Source organism: Lutibacter citreus, assembly GCF_003260195.1.
GTDB classification, from domain to species: Bacteria; Bacteroidota; Bacteroidia; order Flavobacteriales; family Flavobacteriaceae; genus Lutibacter; species Lutibacter citreus.
Genome location: NZ_QEIH01000007.1, coordinates 149194 through 172101 on the forward strand (window position 1 = coordinate 149194; position 22908 = coordinate 172101).

Here is a 22908-nt window from a genome sequence, read left to right on the forward strand (position 1 = left end):
ATAATTAATGTTAAACAAAAAAACAGTGTACTAAATGACTATTTAGTATATTTGTTTTTCAAAAATCACAACTTAAAATCATGGAAGACCAAAAAACAACATCATCTAAACAAGTAATGTTAAACTACGGCCTAATATTAGGGTTTGTATCAATTTTAATTGCTCTTACAAATTTTGCTATTGGAGATATTTATAAGCCACACTGGAGTATTACTATTGTTTCATTAGTTGCAACAATTGTTATTATTGTTTTAGGATTTAAAAAAATTAAAGAAAGTAATGGAAACCTATTAAGTTTAGGGGAAGCCTTAAAAACAGGATTAGGAATTGCTCTAATTTCTGCTATTCTTTATATTATTTACTTTTATATATTTACAAACTTTATTGAGCCAAGCTATTTTACAAACTTAGCTAAAGTTCAAGAAGCAACTTTGATAGATACTTATCCAAATTTCACAGATGAACAAATGGAAAGTGCTATGGAAATGTCTCAAAAATTTTCAGGTTTTGGTATGATTTCGGCAATTGCACTTATTATGAGTCTTTTCTTTGGATTTATTATTTCTTTAATTGCTGGTTTAATTATGAAAAGAACTGAAGAAGATTAAAACAACAATATTAATATGGATATATCAGTAGTTATCCCACTACTTAATGAAGACGAGTCTTTAAATGAATTACACGATTGGATTGCAAAAGTTATGCAATCCAATCGTTATTCTTATGAAATACTTTTTATTGACGATGGTAGTACAGATAATTCTTGGAAAGTAATTGAAAACCTTTCAGAAAAAAACGAATCTGTTAAAGGAATTCGTTTTCAAAAAAATTACGGAAAATCGCAAGCGTTAAACGCCGGTTTTAAAGAAGTTAAGGGTAATGTTGTAATCACAATGGATGCCGATTTACAAGACAGCCCCGATGAAATCCCTGAACTTTATGATTTAATTATAAAAGATGGTTTCGATTTAATTTCTGGGTGGAAGAAAAAACGTTACGACTCTAAAATTCGTAAAAATATTCCCTCAAAATTATTCAATGCCGCCGCCAGAAAGACTTCAGGTTTAAAATTACACGATTTTAACTGTGGTTTAAAAGCTTATAAAAATGAAGTTGTTAAAAACGTAGATGTTAACGGAGAAATGCATCGTTATATTCCTGTTTTAGCAAAAAATGCCGGTTTTAATAATATAGGTGAAAAAGTAGTAATTCATCAAGCTAGAAAATACGGAGTTACAAAATTTGGAATTGAACGTTTTATAAACGGATTTTTAGATTTAATTACAATTTGGTTCTTATCTAAATTTGGAAAGCGTCCAATGCATTTATTTGGCCTTTTAGGAACTATAATGATGTTTATCGGGTTCTTATTCGCTTTTTATCTTGGAATAGATAAATTATTTTTAAACCCTGAAGGCAGATTAATAACTCAAAGACCACAATTTTATATATCCCTTGTAACTATGATGATAGGAACTCAATTTTTCCTAGCTGGATTTTTGGGTGAAATTATTTTACGTTCAAAATCAGACACAAAACGATATTCCATTTCTAATAAAATCAATTTATAACGTTTTAGTAAAAACTTATTGAAGTTAATACTAATAACATTATTTTTGTATAAAATTTGATTAAAATTACAATTATGAGCACTATAGTAGAAAAAGCAAAACTTTGGTTAACTGATACTTTTGATTCTGAAACTCAGAAAGAAATTCAACATTTAATTGATACAGATCAAGATCAATTAGCAGAAAGATTCTATAAAAATATGGAATTTGGTACTGGTGGAATGAGAGGAATTATGGGTGCCGGAATTAACAGAATTAACAAATATACTTTAGGTAAAGCAACACAAGGTTTATCTAATTATTTAATAAAAACAGTTGAAAACAAACAATTAAAAGTTGCTATAGCCTTTGATTGTCGTCACAATAGTAAACCATTTGCTAAAATTGTAGCTGATGTACTTTCTGCTAACGGAATTAAAGTTTTCTTATTTGAAGATTTACGTCCAACTCCAGAACTTTCATTTGCTGTAAAACATTTAAATTGTGATGCAGGTATTGTATTAACAGCTTCACACAATCCACCTGAATATAATGGTTACAAAGTTTATTGGGCTGATGGCGGACAAATTGTTCCTCCACAAGATGGTGAAATTATTGATGAAGTAAATAGCTTAGCTTTTGCTGATGTAAAATTTAGCGCTAATGAAGAACTTATTGAAGTAATTGGAGAAAAAGTAGATAACGCATTTATTGATGCTTCTGTAAAAAATGGAACGTTTCCAAGTACAACAGGAAGAGATGATTTGAAAATTGTATTCACTTCTTTGCACGGAACATCTATTACTGCAATTCCCCATGCTTTTGAAAAAGCAGGATATTCTGATGTTAATATTGTTGAAGAACAAAGAGTACCTAATGGAGATTTTCCTACGGTAGCTTCTCCAAATCCTGAAGAACCTGCAGCTCTTAAAATGGCAACTGATTTAGCAAATAAAATTGGAGCTGATATTTTAATTGGAACAGACCCTGATTGTGATAGATTAGGTATTGCAGTAAGAGATTTAGAAGGTAATATGAAGTTGTTAAACGGTAATCAAACTATGTGTTTAATGACTAGCTTCTTAATAAAAAAATGGAAAGAAGCAGGTAAACTAAACGGAAAACAGTTTGTAGGTTCTACAATTGTTTCTACAAATTTAGTAAACGAAATTGCAGCAAGTTATGGTGTTGAAACTAAAGTTGGTTTAACTGGTTTTAAATGGATTGCTAAAATGGTTCGTGAAGCTGAAGGAAAACAAGACTTTATTGGCGGTGGAGAAGAAAGTTTTGGTTATATGGTTGGAGGTTTTGTTAGAGATAAAGATGCGGTAACAGCAACTTTATTAGCTTGTGAAATTGCAACTGAAGCTAAAGCAAAAGGAAGCTCTATGTACCAAGAATTATTACAAATTTATGTTGATAATAATTACTATAAAGAACATTTAATTTCTTTAGTTAGAAAAGGAATGGATGGTGCCGAAAAAATAGCACAAATGATGGTTGACCTACGTAAAAATCCAGTTTCTGAATTAGATGGTTCTAAAGTAAAGTATGTTTTTGATTATGAAGCTTCTACTAAAACAGATTTAATAACTAATACTGTTGAAACCATTGAAATCCCTAAATCTAATGTTTTAATTTACGAAACTCTTGATGGTACTAAAGTCGCTGCTAGACCAAGTGGTACTGAACCTAAAATTAAATTTTATTTTAGTGTAAGAGCAGATTTATGTTGTATTGAAGAAGCTAAAAATGTAGAATCTAAATTAGACGCAAAAGTTCAAAGAATTATTTCTGAAATGAAATTATCTTAATGAGCAGTTTTAAAAAAGTTATATCTTATACCAAACCCTATAGGAGGTACGCCATTTTAAATATCATATTTAATATATTATATGCCATATTTAATGTTTTATCTGTACTAGGATTTATTCCTGTTTTAGGAATATTATTTGGTCAAGAAGAAAAAGTATACGAAAAGCCTGTTTATTCAGGCATTTCGTCTTTATTTAAGTATGTTCAAGGGTCTTTAAATTATAAAGTAACTGAGCTAATAGAGTCTGGAGGAATTGAAAAAGCTTTACTTTTTATATGTATTCTTTCATTTAGTTTATTTTTTCTAAAAAATGTCTCACGTTATTTAGCCTCTTTCTTTTTAAACTTTTTAAGAAATGGAGTTATAAAAGATTTGCGTGATGGTATTTATCACAAAATTTTAGTGTTACCTCTATCTTACTTTTCTGAGAAGAAAAAAGGAGATATTATTGCTCGTATGACTTCTGACATACAAGAGATTGAATTTTCATTTTTAAAACAATTAGAAGTTGTTGTTAGAGAACCCTTAACAGTGGTTTTAACATTAATTTCAATGTTTGCTATAAGTGTTAAATTAACATTATTTGTATTTATATTATTACCTGTTTCAGGAGGGATTATTGCTTTAATTGGTAAAAAATTAAAAGCAAATTCAATATTAGCTCAACAAGAAACTGGTAATTTTATTTCTTTTATTGAAGAAACCTTAACAGGATTAAGAGTTATTAAAGGTTTTAATGCTGAAGATAAGATTGAAGGTAAGTTCACACAATCTACCACTAAATTCAAACTCCTAATGAACAGCGTTTTACACCGTAAAACATTAGCTTCTCCTATGAGTGAGTTTTTAGGTTCTGCCACAATTATTGCTATTTTATATTTTGGAGGAAGATTGGTTTTAACCGATAACAGCCCTATAAAACCAGAAGAATTTTTTGGCTATATTGGTTTGTTTTATTTGGTTTTAAATCCAGCAAAAGCAATCTCAACTGCTTCTTATGAAATTCAAAAAGGAACAGCATCTGCAGAACGTATTTTTAGTGTTATTGAAACTGAAAATACTATTGTAGACAAACCTGATGCTTTAGAAAAAACATCTTTTGAGAATAATATTTCTTTTGAAAACATTTCATTTAAATATAAAGATGAATATGTACTTAAAGACTTTTCATTAACTATTAAAAAAGGAGAAACCGTTGCTTTAGTTGGTCAATCTGGTAGTGGTAAATCTACCCTAGCTAATTTAATAACTCGTTTTTATGATGTTAACAAAGGTGCTGTAAAAATTGACGGTATTGATATTAGAGATTTAAAACAAAAGTCTCTTCGTAATTTAATGGGGATTGTAACTCAAGATTCTATTTTATTTAATGATACAGTAAAAAATAATATTTGCTTAGGAGTTGATCATGCAAGTGATGAAGCTATTTTAAAAGCCAGTGAAGTTGCAAATGCTTATGAGTTTATAAAAAATTTACCGGAACAATTTGAAACCAATATTGGTGATAGTGGGAATACACTTTCTGGAGGCCAAAAACAACGTTTAAGTATTGCTAGAGCCGTTCTTAAAAATCCACCAATTATGGTATTAGATGAAGCCACATCTGCATTAGATACCGAAAGTGAACAATTGGTGCAAAAAGCGTTGGAAGAAATGACTAAAAACAGAACTTCTTTAGTAATTGCTCACCGTTTATCTACTATTCAAAATGCAGATAAGATTGTAGTTTTAAGAAAAGGTAAAATTGTTGAGCAAGGTAAACACGATGAATTATTAGCAAACAAAGGTGATTACTTCAAATTAGTGACAATGCAGTCTTTATAATTTCATCTGAAATAAAAAACATTTAAAAAGCCTAAAGATAATTTCTTTAGGCTTTTTTTAATCCCAAAATTTCTGCTTTTTTTAGCATAACATTAAAAGCTTGGTCAAAATCATTTTCAATTTTACCATCTAAAATTGCATCTTTAATTGCATCTTTAATCTGACCAATTTCTCTGCAAGGTTTTAAATTGAAAGTTTCCATAATTAACTCACCTGAAATTGGTGGTTGAAAATTTCGTACGTGATCGCGTTCTTCAACTTCTTTAATTTTATCACGAACAACTTTAAAATTGTTATGATATTTTTTAAACTTAATAGGGTTTTTTGTTGTGATATCAGCTTCACACAATGTCATTAAACTATCAATATCATCACCACTATCAAAAACCAATCTTCTAACAGCTGAATCTGTAACATCCGTTGCTAAAACAATTGGACGAGAACTTAACATCACTATTTTTTGTACAAATTTCATTTTTTCATTTAAAGGCATTTTTAACCTTTTAAATAATTTGAACACCATTTTAGAACCAACAAATTCATGCGCGTGAAATGTCCAGCCCACAACTTTATCGAATTTTTTTGTTGGTGCTTTTCCAATATCATGTAATAATGCCGCCCAACGTAACCATAAATTATCAGTGTTTTCGGCAATATTATCCACAACTTCTAACGAATGATAAAAATTATCTTTATGTTTTTGTCCTTCTACCTCCTCTACTCCTTTTAAAGCAGTTAATTCCGGTAAAAAACGCTCTAACAAATTAGTTTTGTTTAATAATAAAAAACCAACAGAAGGTTTAGATGATTCTAAAATTTTATTAATTTCAACAACAATTCTTTCTCTTGTAATAATATCAATTCTTACTGCATTTCTTGTAATTGAATTCAAAGATTTCTCTTCAATTTTAAAATCTAATTGCGTTGCAAAACGAATGGCACGTAACATACGTAAAGGATCGTCTGAATATGTAATATCTGGATTTAGAGGTGTTTTAATAATTTTACGTTCTAAATCTCCAATACCATCAAATGGATCTAATAATTCTCCATAATTTCTATCATTTAAACTTAACGCTAATGCATTAATAGTAAAATCACGTCTATTTTGATCATCTTCTAAAGTACCATCTTCAACAATTGGATTTCTGCTATCTTCATTATAAGATTCCTTTCTTGCACCAACAAATTCAACTTCTAAATCATTGAATCTCAACATAGCAGTTCCATAGGTTTTAAAAACCTGAACTTTAGGCTTGTTAGGTAATAATTGAGCCACTTTTTTAGCCAATTCTATACCGCTTCCTATAGCAACAACATCAACGTCTTTTGCTTTACCTCTTTTTAAAATAAAATCACGCACAAAACCTCCAATAACATATGAATCTATGTTTAATTCAGCTGCTGCTTGTTTAATATAATTGAAAACTGGATGCTTTAAGGCATCTAAATAAATAGTATTATTTGTCATAGATTAAGGTCGAAGAATGGTTATTTCTCCATTTTCTTCAACTTTTAATATTGTTGAAGATTTTACATTTTGTTGTTCTCGCTGCAAACTTACAATATAGTCTACGCTATCCAAAAGAGTTTTACTAATTTCAGAAAAATTTTTAGGAGTTTCTTCTCCACTTATATTTGCCGAAGTTGAAACAATAGGTTTTCCAAATTTAGAAATCAATTGTTTACAAAACTCATTTTCAGGTATTCTAATTGCAACAGTATTATCATCTGCAATAACATTTTTAGCCAATCCTATAGGATTTGAATAAATAATAGTTGTTGGTTTTTTAACAGTATTAAGTAAGTTAATAACTGGTTTTGGAATTGTTGGAATATAAGTTTGTAACATTTCTACAGAAGAAACCAAAATAATTAAACTTTTACTTTCTGCACGTTGTTTTAAATCAAATATTTTATTTACCGTATTTTTATTAGTTGCATCACAACCCAATCCCCAAACCGTGTCTGTTGGATATAACAGAACTTCCTGGTTATTAAGGGTGTTTAAACTATTTCTAATTTCAACATTCATTTTACTGTAAATTTTTAAAATGCAAATATATTGTTTTAGTATAATTTATTTGAATAAAAAATCCTACTTCGTTAAAAACAAAGTAGGATTTTTTTAATATTTTCTAATTAATTACTTCTAAACAGCAACCTCGTTATCTCTTAACGCATTATTTAAAGAAGTCTTTTTATTAGTACTTTCTTTACGCTGACCAATAATCATAGCACAAGGAACGTTAAATTCACCTGCTGGAAATTGTTTTTTATAACTTCCAGGAATTACTACTGAACGAGCCGGAACTCTACCTTTCATAATAACTGGTTCTGCTCCTGTTACATCAATAATTTTTGTACTCATTGTTAATACAACACCTGCACCTAAAACTGCTTCTTTCTCAACACGAACACCTTCAACAACAATACATCTAGACCCAACAAAAACATCATCTTCAATAATAACTGGAGCTGCTTGTAACGGTTCTAAAACTCCACCAATACCAACTCCTCCACTTAAATGTACGTTTTTACCTATTTGAGCACAACTACCAACTGTAGCCCAAGTATCAATCATTGTTCCAGCATCTATATAAGCTCCTATGTTCACATAACTAGGCATTAAAATTACACCTGCAGAAATATAAGCACCATAACGTGCAACTGCATGTGGTACAACTCTTATTCCTTTTTCTTTATATCCTGTTTTTAATGGAATTTTATCATGATATTCAAAAATCCCTACTTCTTGAGTTTCCATTTTTTGTATTGGAAAATACATAACTACTGCTTTTTTAACCCACTCGTTTACTTGCCATCCACCATCAATTGGTTCAGCAACACGTAAAGTTCCAGCATCTAGCAATCCTACTACCTCTCTAATAGTTTTTTGAACTACTTCATCTTTTAGTAATTCTCTATTTTCCCAAGCGTTCTCAATAAGTTGTTTTATTTGTTCCATGTTCTGATTTTTCTAATTTTTTCACAAATATATTACTTATATCGATATGTAGTTGAAATTGATTAAATTTGCACAATTTTAAAATTTATGTAAAATTTTGGCACGCATTTTAGCTTTTGATTACGGTATAAAAAGAATTGGTTTAGCTGTTACAGATGAACTTCAAATTATAGCATCTGGATTAACAACTGTTAACACCAAAGAAATATTTTCATTTTTAACAAAGTATTTAAAAAATGAAAATGTTGAATTATTTGTTATTGGTGAACCTAAACAAATGAATAATACGGTTAGTGAAAGTGAACAATACATTGTTGTTTTTATTGAAAAATTAAAAAGTACTTTTCCTAAAATTCCAATTGTAAGGGTTGATGAACGTTTTACGTCTAAAATGGCTTTTCAAAGCATGATTGATGGTGGTTTAAAGAAAAAACAACGACAAAATAAAGCCTTAATCGATGAAATTAGCGCAACCATTATTTTACAAACCTATTTAGAACAGAAATGAAAAACAACATATTTAGAAAGTTAATTGTATTTATTAGAAGAAAATACCGCGTCTTCAATAAAAAAAAATATAGTGAACGTGACATTGAATTATTAAAAGATAAGAATTTTGTTATTGTTTGTGATAATTGTTGGGCAGGATCTGTATATCAATGGTTAAAACGCCCTTATAATTCACCTTTTATAAGTATTGGTTTTTATGGAGATTGTTATATAAAATTATTATCCAATTTTGATCATTATATGAGTCTCCCTATAAAATTTATTACTGAAAGTAAATATAAAAATAGAGAAATTACATATCCCTTAGCCTTATTGGGAGATATAGAACTTCACTTTACACATTATAAAACTGTTGAAGAAGCCCAAACAAAATGGACAAGAAGAACAGCCAGAATGTTAGAAGAAACCAATAAAGACAACTACATTTTTATGATGTCTGATGCTTGGTACGCCAAAGAGAAAAATTTTGAAGATTTTGGAAAACTACCTTATAAAAATAAGCTGTCATTTTCAAATCATAAATTTGAACATTTAAATTTAAAAAACCATTATCAAGTTTTAGAAGTTGATAAAAACTTTAAAGACAGAGTTCCTAACGGGGTAAAACTTTTTAAAATAATGTTTATTTATATGGATTTATATAAGTGGATGAAAAATAGCCTTTCCTAAATTATTCAATTTAGATACTTTTTTTTGCTTTCAACATATTATTTGTACTTTTGCACCCTCTAAAATAATAATATAATGATTTTACCTATTATTGCCTATGGTGATCCTGTTTTAAGAAAAGTAGGAGTTGACATTGATAAAGATTATCCTAATTTGGATGAACTTATTGAAAACATGAAAGAAACAATGGTTAATGCTAGTGGTGTGGGATTGGCTGCTCCTCAAATTGGAAAAGCAATTAGATTGTTTATAATAAATGCAACACCTTTTAGTGAAGATGAAGAGTTAGAAAAAGCGGAAAGAGAATTTTTATCTAAGTTTGATAGAGTTTTTATAAACGCTAAAATAATTAAAGAAGAAGGTGATGAATGGGCATTTAATGAAGGTTGTTTAAGTATTCCAGACATTAGAGAAGATGTTTTTAGAGAAGAAAAAATAACAATTGAATATTTAGATGAAAATTTTGAAAAACATGTTGAAGAAATAAATGGCATTGCAGCCCGAATTGTTCAACACGAATATGATCATATTGAAGGTATATTATTTACCGATAAAATATCATCATTAAAGAAAAGATTAATTAAAAAGAAATTAGAAAATATTTCAAAGGGGAAAATAAAATGTGATTATAGAATGAAGTTCCCTTTATTAAAACGAAGATAAATTTATGGAATTAAAAGATATTGTATCTGTAAACGGTAAACCAGGGTTATTTGAAATAAAAGCTCAATCCAAAGGTGGAATTATTGTAAAATCATTAATTGATGGTAAAAAATTTCCTGTTACTGTTACACATAATATGAGTGCTTTAAATGAAATAGCTATTTATACTTATGAGGAAGAAGTTCCACTTCGTATAATATTTAAAGCTATTGCTGAAAAAGAAAATGGTAAAGAATCAATTAGCCATAAAGAAAGCGGAAAAGTATTAACTTCTTTTTTTAGAGAAATTTTACCAAATTTTGATGAAGAACGTGTTTACACTTCAAACATTAAAAAAATATTACAATGGTATAATTTATTAGCATCAAAAAATTTCGATTTCACAGCTATACAAGAAGTGGAAGAAGAAACAGAAGAAGCATAAATTATGAATTCCCGCGAACAACAACTTAAAGCCTTTGGCAGGTTATTAGACATTATGGACGAATTGCGTTTAAAATGTCCGTGGGATAAAAAACAAACTTTTCAATCTCTTCGTCATTTAACAATTGAAGAAACTTATGAATTAGGAGACGCCATTCTTAATAACGATTTAGAAGAAATCAAAAAAGAACTTGGTGATGTTTTACTTCATATTGTTTTTTATGCAAAAATAGGTTCGGAAACAGACTCATTTGACATTGCTGATGTTGCAAATGAAATTTCAGAAAAACTTATTTATCGTCATCCACATATTTATGGAGATATAAAAGTTAAAGACGAAGAAGAAGTTAAGCAAAACTGGGAAAAATTAAAATTAAAAGAAGGCCGAAAATCAGTTTTAGAAGGAGTTCCAAAATCGCTTCCAGCTTTGGTAAAAGCGAACAGAATTCAAGATAAAGTTGCTGGAGTTGGCTTTGATTGGGAAAAACCAGAACAAGTTTGGGAAAAAGTACAAGAAGAATTATCTGAATTAAACGAAGAAATAAAAAAAGGAAACACAGATAAAATTGAAGCTGAGTTTGGAGATGTTTTATTTTCAATGATTAATTATGCTCGGTTTATAAAGGTAAATCCCGAAAATGCCCTTGAACGCACCAATAAAAAATTTATCAATCGATTTCAATATTTAGAACAAGAATCTAAAAAAATAAATAAATCTCTTCACGAAATGTCTCTTGAAGAAATGGATGTTTTTTGGAATGAATCTAAAAAGTTCTATAAATAATTTTAAATTAGCATAGTAAAACAACCACTATGCAAATTAAAGCAAATAACCCAAAAGCATATATTACTCAAATTCCGGAAGATCGGATTTCCTTTTTTAAAAAACTAAGACAAACTATTTTAAATAATATTCCTGAAGGATTTGAAGAACAAATGAGTTATGGAATGATTGGTTATGTTGTTCCAAAAAGTATTTACCCTGCAGGTTATCATTGTGATACTAGCTTACCTTTACCTTTTGTTAATATAGCATCTCAAAAGAATTTTATAGCGCTGTATCATATGGGGATTTATGCAAATGAAGAAATTTTAGATTGGTTTATTACCCAATATCCAAAACATTGTAAGCGAAAATTAGATATCGGAAAAAGTTGTATTCGTTTTAAAAAAGCTGAAGAAATTCCATTTGAATTAATTGCCGAACTTATGCATAAAATAACCGTTAATGATTGGATTAAATTATACGAAAAGAATATTAAAAGATAAATGGAAAAAGTTGTAATTATTACTGGAGGCAATAAAGGTATTGGATTTGGACTTGCCAAAGAGTTTCATAAAAATGGATATAGAGTTATTTCAATAGCTAGAAATAAAATTGAAAAACTATATACAGTTGAACAATATCAATGTGATTTAAGTATAACTGAATCAATTGAAAATGTTATTGATGAAATATTTTCTCATCTAGACAGAAGTTCTACAAAACGATTAATGCTTATTAATAACGCCGGAGATTTAGGCCCAGTAGATACATTGGATAATATTGATCCAAAAACTATTGAATACCTCATTAAACTTAATTTAACTGCACCGTTAATTTTAAATTCTCTATTTATAAAATTATCTAAGGGATGGGAATGTAAAAAGAAAATAATTAACATTTCATCTGGTGCTGCAATTAACCCTTATGAAAGTTGGACTTTATACTGTTCCGCAAAAGCAGGAATAGATATGATGACAAAAGTTCTATCAAAAGAACAAAAAGAAATTAAAAATGGTGTTAAGGTAGTTTCTATTTATCCTGGAGTTGTGGATACTGATATGCAAGCCAAAGCTAGAAACACTCCTAAAGAAAAATTTAAATCAGTACAACGTTTTATAGATTTCTATGAACATGGAGAATTATTTACTCCTAAACAAGTAGCTGAAAAAATATATAGATTGCAAACTAAAGGCAAATTAAAAAACGGTAAAATTCTAGATATTAGAAATGTAGAATAAAAAAGGCAGCCAAATGGCTGCCTTTTTTATTTATAATTTTTTAGCATTTTTCACTTTCTGCTTTGTTAGCGCTATATCAATAACCTCAGTCATTTCAGTAACATAATGAAATTTTAAGCCTTTTAAATAAGATTCCTTAATTTCTAAAATGTCCTTTTCATTTTCCTTACATAAAATTAATTCTTTAATATTTGCACGCTTAGCCGCTAATATTTTTTCTTTAATTCCTCCTACTGGTAACACTTTACCTCTTAAAGTAATTTCACCTGTCATAGCCAACCTAGATTTTACTTTACGCTGTGTAAATACTGAAACTAACGATGTTAACATTGTAATCCCTGCGCTTGGTCCATCTTTTGGTGTTGCACCTTCGGGAACATGTATATGAACTTTATAATCTGTCAATACTTTAGCTGGAATACCAAAGTCACTTGCATTTGCTTTAATATATTCCATTGCAATTGTTGCAGACTCTTTCATTACCGTCCCTAAATTACCTGTAATGGTTAATCCTTTACCTTTAGAAATAATAGATTCAATAAACAATATATCTCCTCCAACGCTTGTCCAAGCTAAACCTGTAACTACACCAGCAACATCATTACTTTCATATTTATCACGTTCTAAATGAGAAGGTCCTAAAACTTTTTCTATTGTTTCAATGGAAATATCAATATCATACTCCTCCTCCATTGCAATAGATTTAGCCGCATAACGAACCATTTTAGCAATTTGTTTCTCCAAACCTCTAACTCCAGATTCTCTTGTGTAAGCAACAACAATTTTTTCTAATTGTTTTTTACCTATTTTAAGTTGTGAAGTTGTAATCCCGTGCTCTTTTAATTGTTTAGGCAACAAGTGTCTTTTCGCAATTTCAACTTTCTCTTCAACAGTATATCCTGAAACGTTAATAATTTCCATTCTATCTCTTAATGCCCAAGGAATAGTTGATAAACTATTTGCTGTTGCAACAAATAATATTTTAGATAAATCGTAATCTAGTTCTAAGTAATTATCATAAAATGTTGAATTTTGCTCAGGATCTAACACTTCTAACATTGCTGAAGAAGGGTCACCATTATGACTAGATGTAGCTAATTTATCAATCTCATCTAAAACAAAAACAGGATTAGAGGTTCCAACCTTTTTTAAGTCTTTTATAATTCTACCTGGCATTGCTCCAATATAGGTTTTTCTATGTCCACGTATTTCTGCTTCATCACGAACTCCACCAAGAGACATACGTATATATTTTCTACCTAAAGATTCTGCAATAGATTTACCTAAAGAAGTTTTACCAACACCTGGAGGTCCATATAAACAGATAATTGGAGACTTCATATCACCTTTAAGCTTTAAAACAGCCAAATGTTCTATAATACGATCTTTAACTTTTTCCAAGCCAAAATGATCACGATCTAATATTTTTTGAGCTCTTTTTAAATCAAATTGATCATTTGTATATTCATTCCAAGGCAAATCCAACAATAAATCCAAATAGTTTCTCTGAACGGAATATTCAGCAACCTGCGGGTTCATACGTTGTAAACGTCCTAATTCCTTTTCAAACGTTTCTTTAACCTCTTTACTCCACTTCTTTTTGTGAGATTTTTCACGCATTTCTTCCAATTCTTCATCGTAAGAAACACCTCCCAATTCTTCTTGAATTGTTTTTAATTGTTGATGTAAATAATATTCACGTTGTTGCTGATCCATATCAGAACGTGTTTTAGATTGAATTACATTTCTCAATTCTAAACGTTGAAATTCTTCATCCATCTTTTTTAAAGTAAGAAGCGCTCTTTCCTTTAAATTTTCTGTTTCTAATAATTCTTGTTTCTCTTCAACTTTCAAATTCATATTTGAAGAAACAAAATTTATTAAAAAAGGTTTACTTTCAATATTTTTTATTGCAAAAGAAGCTTCAGTTGGTAAACTTGGGTTGGCTTTAATAATTTTAGTTGCCATTTCCTTAATTGAATCAATTATAGCTTCAAATTCAGGCTCTTTCTCCTCTTTTCTATCTTCTAAACGCGGTTTAGTAATTGCCTGCATATAAGGATCCTCTTGAACCATCGTATCAATCTCAAAAGGTTTTTTTCCTTGAATAATAACAGTTATATTACCATCAGGCATTTTAAGCATTCTTAAAATACGGGCCACAGTTCCTACCTTGTAAACATCTTTTGCTGTTGGATCTTCAATAGCTTCATTTTTTTGAGCTACAACTCCAATAGTTTTATTTCCTTTATTAGCTTCTTTTATTAGCTGAATAGATTTATCTCTCCCTGCTGTAATAGGAATCACAACCCCTGGAAAAAGTACCGTATTACGCAAAGGTAATATTGGTAAAACATCTGGAACTTGTTCATTATTTATTTCCTCTTCATCTTCAGGAGTCATTAACGGTATTAAATCCGCATCTTCATCCAATATGTTCTGTAATGACATATTGTCTATATTTAAAAAATTTGAATCACTCATAGTATGTATATGGTCATTTTGTCATTTAAAAACTATTTCCTTTTTCAATTAAAAAACACAAAAGGAAACACCTTATTGATTTACAACACTTTATAGCGTTGTTTCTACATTTTACAATTATTAAATTTCAATTGTTATGCCAAATTGAATTTAACTGCAGCAATTTATTTTTCGTAATTTTAAACAAAAGTGTAACAGTAGTAAAAATCTATTGTCTTTTAAGTAGAAACTATTTTTTGAAAGAGAACAATCAACATAGTAACCAGCTAATTGAGAAATGTAAAAAAGGCGATAAAACCGCTCAATTTGCATTATACAAGCAATATTATAAAGCTATGTATAATACTTCTTTAAGAATAGTTAATAATAGTTTTGAAGCTGAAGATATAATGCAAGACTCATTTTTATCTGCATTTACAAAATTAGATTCTTATAGTGGTAATGTAACTTTTGGAGCTTGGTTAAAGAGAATTGTAATTAATAATAGTTTAACAGCGCTAAAGAAAAATAATAGAATAAAAACAATATCTCTTGAAAAAACAAGAGAAATTCAAGAAGAAATTGAAAGTGTTGATTATTCTAAATTTAACTCTAAGGAAATATTAATTAACATGAATAAACTAAAAAATAATTATAAAGTCGCTTTAACACTAAATTTAGTAGAAGGTTACGATTCTGAAGAAATTGCTAGTATTATGGATATTTCTTATGAAAATAGCAGAACAACAATTTCTAGAGCTAAAAACAAATTAAGACAACTTTTATCTCAACAATATGAAAGACAACTTAGATAACATATTTAAAAATATAGAAGGAACTTTTGACATTGAAGAACCAACTATAGGTCATTTTAATAGGTTTGAAGCTAAACTAAATAAAGTAACAACTAAACCTTTAAAAAGAAGAAAAAAAATATATACTTTTATGGCTATAGCTGCATCATTTGTATTGTTTTTTGGTATTTGGATTGGAGCTAACTTTAACAACTCTGGAATGGAATTAGCCGAAATTTCTCCAGAAATGCAAGAAACCCAAAGTTATTTTGTTTCTCTTATTGAAAAAGAATTAGAAACAATTGAACTTGCACGAAATAATAATACAGAGGTACTTATTTCTGATGCTTTAAAGCAAATTAATAAACTTGAAAATGAATACAAACTACTTACTTTAGAACTAAAAGAAAGTACAGAAGATAGACGAATAATTTTTGCTATGATTTCAAATTTTCAACAACGTATTGAATTATTGCAATCCCTATTGCAACAAATTGAATATGTTAAACAATTAAACCTACAAAACAATGAAATATTTTTATAAAATTATCATCCTTACAATGTTTATTCCGCTTGCTACGTATGCAACAGAAAGAGGCAAATACAATAAAAACAAAGTAATAAAAAAGGAATTTACAGTAAATAAAAACGCAACATTAAATGTTTCAAATAAATACGGAAACATTGATATTGTAACTTCAAACACTAATAAAATTATAATTAATGTAAGTATTACAACCAATGGAAATGATGAAGAAAAAGTTGCAGAAAAACTGAAACATATTAATGTAATTTTCGATTCAAATTTGAACTTTGTTTCAGCCAAAACTAAAATTGAAAAAACATCAAATTCCTGGAGTTTATTTGGTAAAAGCAACAATGTAAATATGCAGATTGATTATACAATTTATATGCCCGTTACAAATAATTTAGAAATTTCAAATGATTATGGAGGAGTTCGTCTTGATAAAATTGAGGGCTCTACAAAATTTAATGTAGACTATGGAGAAATTTCCATTGGTGAATTATTAAATTCAGATAACAATATAAATATTGATTATACTAATAATTCAAATATTGAATATATGAAAGATGGACATATTAATGCCGATTATTCAACTCTTCACATTGAACGTTCTGAAAAATTAAATTTAAATGCAGACTATTCTCATTTATCCTTTGGCAAAGTATCTAATTTAGATTTTAATTGCGACTACGGAAGCTTAAAAATAAACCAAGTTGGAAATGCAAATGGAAACACTGATTATATTTCAGTTAAAATAAATAAATTAAATGAATCTGGAGTATTTGTTGCTGATTATGGCGGATTAAGTATTGGTAATTTAGGATCTAATTTTAAATTCTTAAAAGTAAATGCAGAATACGCAGGTGTAAAAATTGGAATTAACAATGAAACATCTTTTAACATAACCGCTTCAACAAGCTATGGAAACCTAAATTTTGGAGATGGTTTTACTTTTTATAAAGAAATTAAAAAAAGCTCATCTAAATATTATGAAGGTTATTTTGGAACCGAAAACTCAGGAAACCGTATTGAGTTAAAAACAAGTTACGGAAATATTTCACTAATAAACTAAATCAACTATGAAATTTACAACAACATTTTTAGCACTATTATTTTTTGTTTCACTGAACGCACAATGGAATAAAAAAGTTAAAGGAAACGGATCTATTACAACGGAAATACGATCTGTATCAGATTATGATAAAATTAGTATTAGTGGAAATTTTGATGTTTTACTTGTTAAAGGAAGTGAAGGAGAAATTTCAATTAAAGCAGATGAAAATTTAATGGAATATATATCTTGTGAAGTAAAAAAAGATCTACTTAGCATAAAAACAAAAAAAGGATATTCTTTAAAAAGTAGTAAAACTATTGAAATTATAATTCCTTTTAAAGATATAAACTCAGTTTCTCTTGCGGGTTCAGGTAATATAAAAACTGAAGACTCTATAGAGACTAACAATCTAAAAATAAATCTAGCCGGTTCTGGAAATATGAATATGGAAGTTTCAACAAGAAAAATTGATACACATATTGCAGGTTCAGGTAATATTAATTTAAAAGGTGATTCCAATGAATTTAGTTGCAATATTGCTGGTTCAGGTAATTTAAATGGAGAAAGTTTAAAAACGGATATTGCAATTGCTAAAATTGCAGGCTCTGGAAATATTAAAATAAAAACCAATAAAGAAATACAAGCTAAAATTGCTGGATCAGGAAATGTTTTCTACTATGGAAATCCAAAAATAGTAAAATCTAATTCCATTGGGTCTGGCTCAATAAAAAAGAAAGGCTAACAATCTAAAAAAAAGGCTTAAACAAATTGTTTAAGCCTTTTTTTTATTCTTTATGTATAATAAATATAGTTGGTTTCTTAACTAAATCTGGTTTTTCATTTTTCCAATCTTTTATTTCCAAAGTTCTAATATATTCATCTGCCAAAGTTATATTACAAGCAATACACAGTTTAGCTGTAGGAGTTAAAGTACTCTTTAAATCCGTAAACATTTTATCGTTTCTATAAGGAGTTTCAATAAATATTTGAGATTGATTTTTTTCTTTTGACAACCTTTCTAAACTTTTAATTGCCTTTTTTCTTTCAGCTGTATCAATTGGTAAATAACCATTAAATGAGAAATTTTGACCATTAAATCCTGAAGCCATCATTGCTAAAATAATTGAAGATGGGCCAACTAATGGTATTACTCTAATATTTTTTTCATGGGCTAATTTAACAATCTCCGCTCCTGGATCTGCAATAGCTGGAACACCAGCTTCAGAAAGCAAACCAACAGAAACACCTGTTTCACAAGTATCCAAATATGTTCTAACCTCTAATTGATCTGCATATTTATCAAGCATTAAAATAGTTAAAGATGGTTGAGACTTTCTTGGAGTAATTCTCTTAATAAATCTTCTTGCAGTTTTTTCATTCTCAACAATAAAACAATCAATTTCTTCAATTATTTTTTTTACCGAAATAGGCAAAACCTCCAAAGGTTCATTGTCTCCTAAAGTTGTTGGAATTAAATATAATTTTCCTTTTTGATTATCCATTATTATTTATTCTTTTAGCAATAATATCACATGCCTCGTCTAACATATCATAAACATTTTTAAATCCAGAATCTCCACCATAATATGGGTCAGGTACATCTAAATTCTCCCCAGGAAATACTTCATTTAAAATAAATCGAACTTTTGATTTATCTTCTTCATTTTTAGCTAAAGAGACAATATTTTTATAATTTGAATTATCCATAACATAGATAAAATCAAACAATTCAAAATCTTGTATAGAAAATTTTCGAGCTTTTTGATCAGTAAGATCAATTCCGTTTAATTTTGCAATGGCAATAGATCGTTTATCTGGCTTATTTCCAATATGGTATGCTCCAGTACCAGCAGAATCAACAAAAGCTTTTAAACCTTCTACTTTTGATTTCAAAATCCCCTCTGCTAATGGTGAACGACATATATTGCCGAGACAAACCATTAATATTTTAGTCATCTTATTTATTAAAAAGTAAGTTTCTTAGTAATATCATCAACGTATCTTCTAAACTGCTTATCTGTCTCTGTTAAATTATCAACAGTTTTACAAGCGTGCAGAACAGTTGCGTGATCTCTTTTCCCAATTTGAGAGCCAATACTTGCAAGTGATGCTTTAGTCATACGTTTTGCAAAATACATTGCTAGTTGACGTGCCTGTACAATATGACGTTTACGAGTTTTAGATTGCAAAGTGGCAACATCTAATTCAAAATAACTTGAAACAATTTTTTGAATATACTCTATAGACACTTCTCGTTTGGTATTCTTTACAAATTTGTCAACAATTTGTTTTGTTAATGAAAGTGTAAATTCTTTTCTATTAAAGGATGCTTGTGCAATCATTGAAATTAAAACACCTTCTAATTCACGAACGTTAGATTTAATATGTTTCGCTATATATTCAACTATTTCTTTTGGCATTTCAACACCATCACGATATAGTTTATTTTCTAAAATTGAGACTCTAGTTTCATAATCTGGTGCTTGCAACTCTGCAGACAATCCCCATTTAAACCTAGATAGTAATCGTTGTTCAATATCCTGCATATCAACAGGAGCTTTATCTGAAGTTAAAATTACTTGTTTTCCATTTTGATGTAAATGATTAAATATATGAAAGAACACATCTTGAGTTCCTGTTTTACCAGATAAGAATTGTACATCATCAATAATTAAAACATCAATCATTTGATAGAAATGAATAAAATCATTTCTAGTATTTCCTTTTACGGAATCTATATATTGTTGTGTAAATTTCTCAGAAGAAATATACAATACTGTTTTATCTGGATATTTATCTTTTATTTCAACACCTATTGCATGCGCAATATGAGTTTTACCTAAACCAACACCTCCATAAATTAATAATGGATTAAAAGAAGTTCCTCCTGGTTTATTTGCAACTGCCATTCCTGCAGAACGAGCCAACCTGTTAGAATCACCTTCTACAAAACTTTTGAAATTATAATTTGGATTCAGTTGAGATTCAATCTTAACTTTCTGAATTCCAGGAATAATAAAAGGATTTTTTAATTCTCGCTTATCAAAATCAATTGGTACAGTTACTCCCTGTGCTTTTATAGGATTTCTATTTGAACTTGGAAATTTAACAGTATGTGGATTATTACTACTGTAATTATTTTCCATTCTAACATCATAAATCAGTTTTGCATCCTCACCTAATTGTTTTACTAAAGCAACTCTTAATAATTTAATATAGTGCTCCTCAAGCCACTCATAAAAAAACTTACTAGGTACTTGAATAGTTAATGCCTCACCCGACAATTTAATAGGTTTAATAGGTTCAAACCATGTTTTAAATGCTTGTTGTTTAATGTTGTCCTGTATAAAGGAGAGACATTCAGTCCAAACTGATGATGCAGTTTTATTCATTGCGGATTTATAGCTTTTTTTAATTTAATTTTACCCTCTAAAATATAGAAATACCTAATGCTTTTTCGGTGTACAAAAATGTGAATATTTTTCGTTATAAAAAAATCAAACATCTATTGATTATTAATTATTTTTTATGTAAATAACAGTTTTTAAATATACAAAATGATTTCGAATAAAATAGAATTTAGAGTCAGATATAATGAAACTGATCAAATGAGTTACGTCCATCATGGCAATTATGCGCAATACTTTGAAATGGGAAGAATTGAATGGTTAAGGGCCATGGGGGTCTCTTATAAAAAAATGGAAGAGGATGGTATTATGTTACCTGTAATTAATCTTAATATAAATTACATAAAGCCAGCCATATATGATGATTTACTTACCGTAAAGACTTCTATAACAAAAAAACCATCAGTTCGAATACAATTTGAATATGAAGTTTATAACGAAAAAAAAGAATTAATTACCACAGCCTCAACAACTTTGGTTTTTGTAAATTCAGAAACAAGGAAGCCAACTAGAGCGCCTCAATATTTATTAGATAAATTGGATGAAAACGAAATTAAATTTCTTTAATTTTTAAACATCGTAAATCTGTAAAGAGTTTTTTAATTCTTATTGAATTTTTCTTTCTAACAGGAATTGTAAACTCACAATTCAATTCCATTTTTTGAGGCGAAATTTGAAGGTTATTTTCCTTCACAATTCGCATCACTTTATTCATATGCGCATATTCAAAAATTAATTCAAAATGAACATCAATTGTTTTTTCTACAATTTTCGCTTCATCCAAAACCATTTTTGCAGAAGTTCTGTAAGCACTAATTAAACCTCCTACTCCAAGCTTTGTTCCTCCAAAATAACGAACAACAACTACTAAAATATTGGTAATATCTTTTGATAATATCTGTCCGTAAATTGGCTGTCCTGCTGTATTACTAGGCTCTCCATCATCATTTACACGATATCTTATTGTATCAATTCCTATTTGATACGCATAACACCAATGCCTAGCAGCATGATGTTTTTTCTTTAATTCTTCTAAATGCAGTTTTACTTCATCTTCATTAAAAACAGGAAACACATAACTAAAAAACTTACTCCCCTTCTCTTTAAAAAGCACATCTCCTTTGCCAATTTCAATAGTATTATAAGTGTCTTTTTCTGAATTCATAGTTTTAACCGAACTAAATATTTGTAAAGTATGTTAATAGATCATTTCCTATTTTATTTATTTCTGAAGAAGATTTTTTAATTATAGGTGCATTCAATCCTTTATTAAACAAAACATCTCCAGTAAAAACAAAAGCTTCATCCCATAAATTGGTATCAATAAAGCTTTGTAAAGTCTGCTTTCCTCCTTCAATAATTACCGACTGAATTTCATATTTAAACAATACTTTACAAATTTGTTGTGGTACATTATTTTTAAAATCAATTCTTTCAAAAATTACGTTACCATTAGAATCTATAATATGTTTTACTTCAGAAAAAACAATGGTTTTAATTCCATCACTTAATAAATTATAATCTCTTGGTATTTTTAAACTTCTATCTAAAACAACTCGAATAGGATTTTCACCACTCCAACTTCTAACAGTTAAACTAGGATTATCATTTAAAGCCGTTTTTGTACCAACTAAAATAGCCTGCTCTTCAGCTCTCATTTTATGCACAAACTGCTGAGAATATTCATTTGAAATCCAATTTGGTGTATTTTCCGCAATATCATCTCTAAACTTATCAATAAAACCATCTTTAGTTTCAGCCCATTTTAAAATTACAAACGGTCGTTTTTTATTATGAAACGTAAAAAAACGTTTATTTAAGCTATAACATTCATCCTCTAAAACACCAACTTCAACCTTACAGCCATTATCTTTTAAATACTTTACTCCTTTCCCACTAACTTTACTATTAGAATCTACAATTCCAATGACCACATTTTTAATTCCGCTATTAACAATTAAGTTTGCACAAGGGGGAGTTTTTCCAAAATGAGAACAAGGCTCTAGACTAACATAAATTGTAGCCAGTTTTAAAAGTGATTTATCTTTAACTGAATTTATTGCATTTACTTCTGCGTGTGGCTCTCCTGCTTTTTTATGCCAACCCTCTCCAATTATTGCATTATTCACAACAATTACACTACCTACCATAGGATTTGGATATGTAGTTCCTAAACCATTTTCGGCAAGTTCAATGCAACGTTTTATGTATTTTTCGTGTATATTCACCACGCAAAA

The 22908-nt window shown here is 28.9% G+C and carries 25 protein-coding genes; 16 read left to right on the forward strand and 9 right to left on the reverse strand.

Annotation, left to right across the window (positions count from 1 at the left end):
• Positions 1-80: 80 nt before the first annotated feature.
• The 4 genes from DAD81_RS15490 to DAD81_RS15505 all read left to right on the forward strand — a co-directional run bounded on the left by DAD81_RS15490 (position 81) and on the right by DAD81_RS15505 (position 5190).
• On the forward strand, positions 81-608 hold the full coding sequence (locus DAD81_RS15490; RefSeq protein ID WP_111709212.1) for a DUF4199 domain-containing protein: 528 nt from the start codon (positions 81-83) through the stop codon (positions 606-608).
• 15 nt (positions 609-623) lie between these two features.
• A complete protein-coding gene (locus DAD81_RS15495; RefSeq protein WP_111709213.1) occupies positions 624-1571 on the forward strand; it encodes a glycosyltransferase family 2 protein in 948 nt (315 codons plus the stop codon).
• 74 nt (positions 1572-1645) lie between these two features.
• Positions 1646-3364, forward strand: coding sequence for a phospho-sugar mutase (locus DAD81_RS15500; protein WP_111709214.1), 1719 nt, complete (start codon positions 1646-1648; stop codon positions 3362-3364).
• Positions 3364-5190, forward strand: coding sequence for an ABC transporter ATP-binding protein (locus DAD81_RS15505; RefSeq protein WP_111709215.1), 1827 nt, complete (start codon positions 3364-3366; stop codon positions 5188-5190). Before DAD81_RS15500 ends, DAD81_RS15505 begins: the two co-directional genes overlap by 1 nt.
• A gap of 46 nt (positions 5191-5236) precedes the next feature.
• Here DAD81_RS15505 and DAD81_RS15510 read toward each other — a convergent pair whose 3' ends face one another.
• The 3 genes from DAD81_RS15510 to DAD81_RS15520 form a co-directional block, all read right to left on the reverse strand.
• Positions 5237-6661, reverse strand: a complete 1425-nt coding sequence (locus DAD81_RS15510) for a CCA tRNA nucleotidyltransferase (RefSeq protein ID WP_111709216.1) — start codon at positions 6659-6661, stop codon at positions 5237-5239.
• Positions 6662-6664: 3 nt separating this feature from the next.
• Positions 6665-7225, reverse strand: a complete 561-nt coding sequence (locus DAD81_RS15515; protein WP_111709217.1) for an L-threonylcarbamoyladenylate synthase — start codon at positions 7223-7225, stop codon at positions 6665-6667.
• 117 nt (positions 7226-7342) lie between these two features.
• Positions 7343-8158 carry a 2,3,4,5-tetrahydropyridine-2,6-dicarboxylate N-succinyltransferase gene (locus DAD81_RS15520; protein ID WP_111709218.1) on the reverse strand — a complete coding sequence of 272 codons (816 nt, stop codon included), beginning with the start codon at positions 8156-8158 and terminating at the stop codon, positions 7343-7345.
• Positions 8159-8255: 97 nt separating this feature from the next.
• Between DAD81_RS15520 and ruvX the strand changes: the two genes are divergently transcribed.
• From ruvX to DAD81_RS15555, 7 genes are all read left to right on the forward strand, one after another.
• Positions 8256-8666: a Holliday junction resolvase RuvX gene (ruvX, locus tag DAD81_RS15525; RefSeq protein ID WP_111709219.1), complete on the forward strand. Its 411-nt coding sequence runs from the start codon at positions 8256-8258 to the stop codon at positions 8664-8666.
• A complete protein-coding gene (locus DAD81_RS15530) occupies positions 8663-9337 on the forward strand; it encodes a DUF1919 domain-containing protein (RefSeq protein WP_111709220.1) in 675 nt (224 codons plus the stop codon). Before ruvX ends, DAD81_RS15530 begins: the two co-directional genes overlap by 4 nt.
• 75 nt (positions 9338-9412) lie before the next feature.
• Positions 9413-10000 carry a peptide deformylase gene (gene def, locus DAD81_RS15535; protein ID WP_111709221.1) on the forward strand — a complete coding sequence of 196 codons (588 nt, stop codon included), beginning with the start codon at positions 9413-9415 and terminating at the stop codon, positions 9998-10000.
• Positions 10001-10004: 4 nt separating this feature from the next.
• Positions 10005-10424 carry a DUF5606 family protein gene (locus DAD81_RS15540; protein WP_111709222.1) on the forward strand — a complete coding sequence of 140 codons (420 nt, stop codon included), beginning with the start codon at positions 10005-10007 and terminating at the stop codon, positions 10422-10424.
• 3 nt (positions 10425-10427) lie between these two features.
• Positions 10428-11207: a nucleoside triphosphate pyrophosphohydrolase gene (gene mazG, locus DAD81_RS15545; protein WP_111709223.1), complete on the forward strand. Its 780-nt coding sequence runs from the start codon at positions 10428-10430 to the stop codon at positions 11205-11207.
• A 29-nt stretch (positions 11208-11236) separates the two neighbouring features.
• Positions 11237-11692 carry a DUF1801 domain-containing protein gene (locus tag DAD81_RS15550; RefSeq protein ID WP_111709224.1) on the forward strand — a complete coding sequence of 152 codons (456 nt, stop codon included), beginning with the start codon at positions 11237-11239 and terminating at the stop codon, positions 11690-11692.
• Positions 11693-12427 carry an SDR family NAD(P)-dependent oxidoreductase gene (locus DAD81_RS15555; protein WP_111709225.1) on the forward strand — a complete coding sequence of 245 codons (735 nt, stop codon included), beginning with the start codon at positions 11693-11695 and terminating at the stop codon, positions 12425-12427. It begins immediately after the preceding gene.
• Between the two features lie 30 nt (positions 12428-12457).
• On the opposite strand, the gene lon is transcribed toward DAD81_RS15555, so the two are convergent.
• Positions 12458-14911 carry an endopeptidase La gene (lon, locus tag DAD81_RS15560; protein WP_111709226.1) on the reverse strand — a complete coding sequence of 818 codons (2454 nt, stop codon included), beginning with the start codon at positions 14909-14911 and terminating at the stop codon, positions 12458-12460.
• 236 nt (positions 14912-15147) lie between these two features.
• Between lon and DAD81_RS15565 the strand changes: the two genes are divergently transcribed.
• Genes DAD81_RS15565 through DAD81_RS15580 form a run of 4 tightly spaced genes read left to right on the forward strand, consistent with a single transcriptional unit; the run spans position 15148 to position 18006 of the window.
• Positions 15148-15705, forward strand: a complete 558-nt coding sequence (locus DAD81_RS15565) for an RNA polymerase sigma factor (protein ID WP_111709227.1) — start codon at positions 15148-15150, stop codon at positions 15703-15705.
• Positions 15686-16228, forward strand: coding sequence for a hypothetical protein (locus tag DAD81_RS15570; RefSeq protein WP_111709228.1), 543 nt, complete (start codon positions 15686-15688; stop codon positions 16226-16228). The genes DAD81_RS15565 and DAD81_RS15570 overlap by 20 nt, the downstream gene beginning before the upstream one ends.
• Complete coding sequence (locus DAD81_RS15575) at positions 16212-17282, forward strand: hypothetical protein (RefSeq protein ID WP_111709229.1); 1071 nt, start codon at positions 16212-16214, stop codon at positions 17280-17282. Before DAD81_RS15570 ends, DAD81_RS15575 begins: the two co-directional genes overlap by 17 nt.
• A 7-nt stretch (positions 17283-17289) precedes the next feature.
• Positions 17290-18006 (forward strand): head GIN domain-containing protein, encoded by a 717-nt coding sequence (locus DAD81_RS15580; protein WP_111709230.1) that lies wholly within the window; start codon positions 17290-17292, stop codon positions 18004-18006.
• Between the two features lie 43 nt (positions 18007-18049).
• On the opposite strand, the gene DAD81_RS15585 is transcribed toward DAD81_RS15580, so the two are convergent.
• Genes DAD81_RS15585 through dnaA form a run of 3 tightly spaced genes read right to left on the reverse strand, consistent with a single transcriptional unit; the run spans position 18050 to position 20656 of the window.
• Entirely contained in the window at positions 18050-18766 is a 717-nt protein-coding gene (locus DAD81_RS15585; RefSeq protein ID WP_111709231.1) for an SAM-dependent methyltransferase, read from the reverse strand.
• Positions 18759-19220 (reverse strand): low molecular weight protein-tyrosine-phosphatase, encoded by a 462-nt coding sequence (locus tag DAD81_RS15590; protein ID WP_111709232.1) that lies wholly within the window; start codon positions 19218-19220, stop codon positions 18759-18761. Before DAD81_RS15590 ends, DAD81_RS15585 begins: the two co-directional genes overlap by 8 nt.
• Before the next feature lie 8 nt (positions 19221-19228).
• Positions 19229-20656, reverse strand: a complete 1428-nt coding sequence (dnaA, locus tag DAD81_RS15595; RefSeq protein WP_111709233.1) for a chromosomal replication initiator protein DnaA — start codon at positions 20654-20656, stop codon at positions 19229-19231.
• A 165-nt stretch (positions 20657-20821) separates the two neighbouring features.
• Between dnaA and DAD81_RS15600 the strand changes: the two genes are divergently transcribed.
• On the forward strand, positions 20822-21238 hold the full coding sequence (locus DAD81_RS15600) for an acyl-CoA thioesterase (RefSeq protein WP_111709234.1): 417 nt from the start codon (positions 20822-20824) through the stop codon (positions 21236-21238).
• On the opposite strand, the gene DAD81_RS15605 is transcribed toward DAD81_RS15600, so the two are convergent.
• Together DAD81_RS15605 and ribD are read right to left on the reverse strand one after the other, a co-directional pair.
• Entirely contained in the window at positions 21225-21836 is a 612-nt protein-coding gene (locus DAD81_RS15605) for an IMPACT family protein (protein WP_111709235.1), read from the reverse strand. The genes DAD81_RS15600 and DAD81_RS15605 overlap by 14 nt on opposite strands.
• 13 nt (positions 21837-21849) lie before the next feature.
• On the reverse strand, positions 21850-22899 hold the full coding sequence (gene ribD, locus DAD81_RS15610) for a bifunctional diaminohydroxyphosphoribosylaminopyrimidine deaminase/5-amino-6-(5-phosphoribosylamino)uracil reductase RibD (protein ID WP_111709371.1): 1050 nt from the start codon (positions 22897-22899) through the stop codon (positions 21850-21852).
• Positions 22900-22908 lie beyond the last annotated feature (9 nt).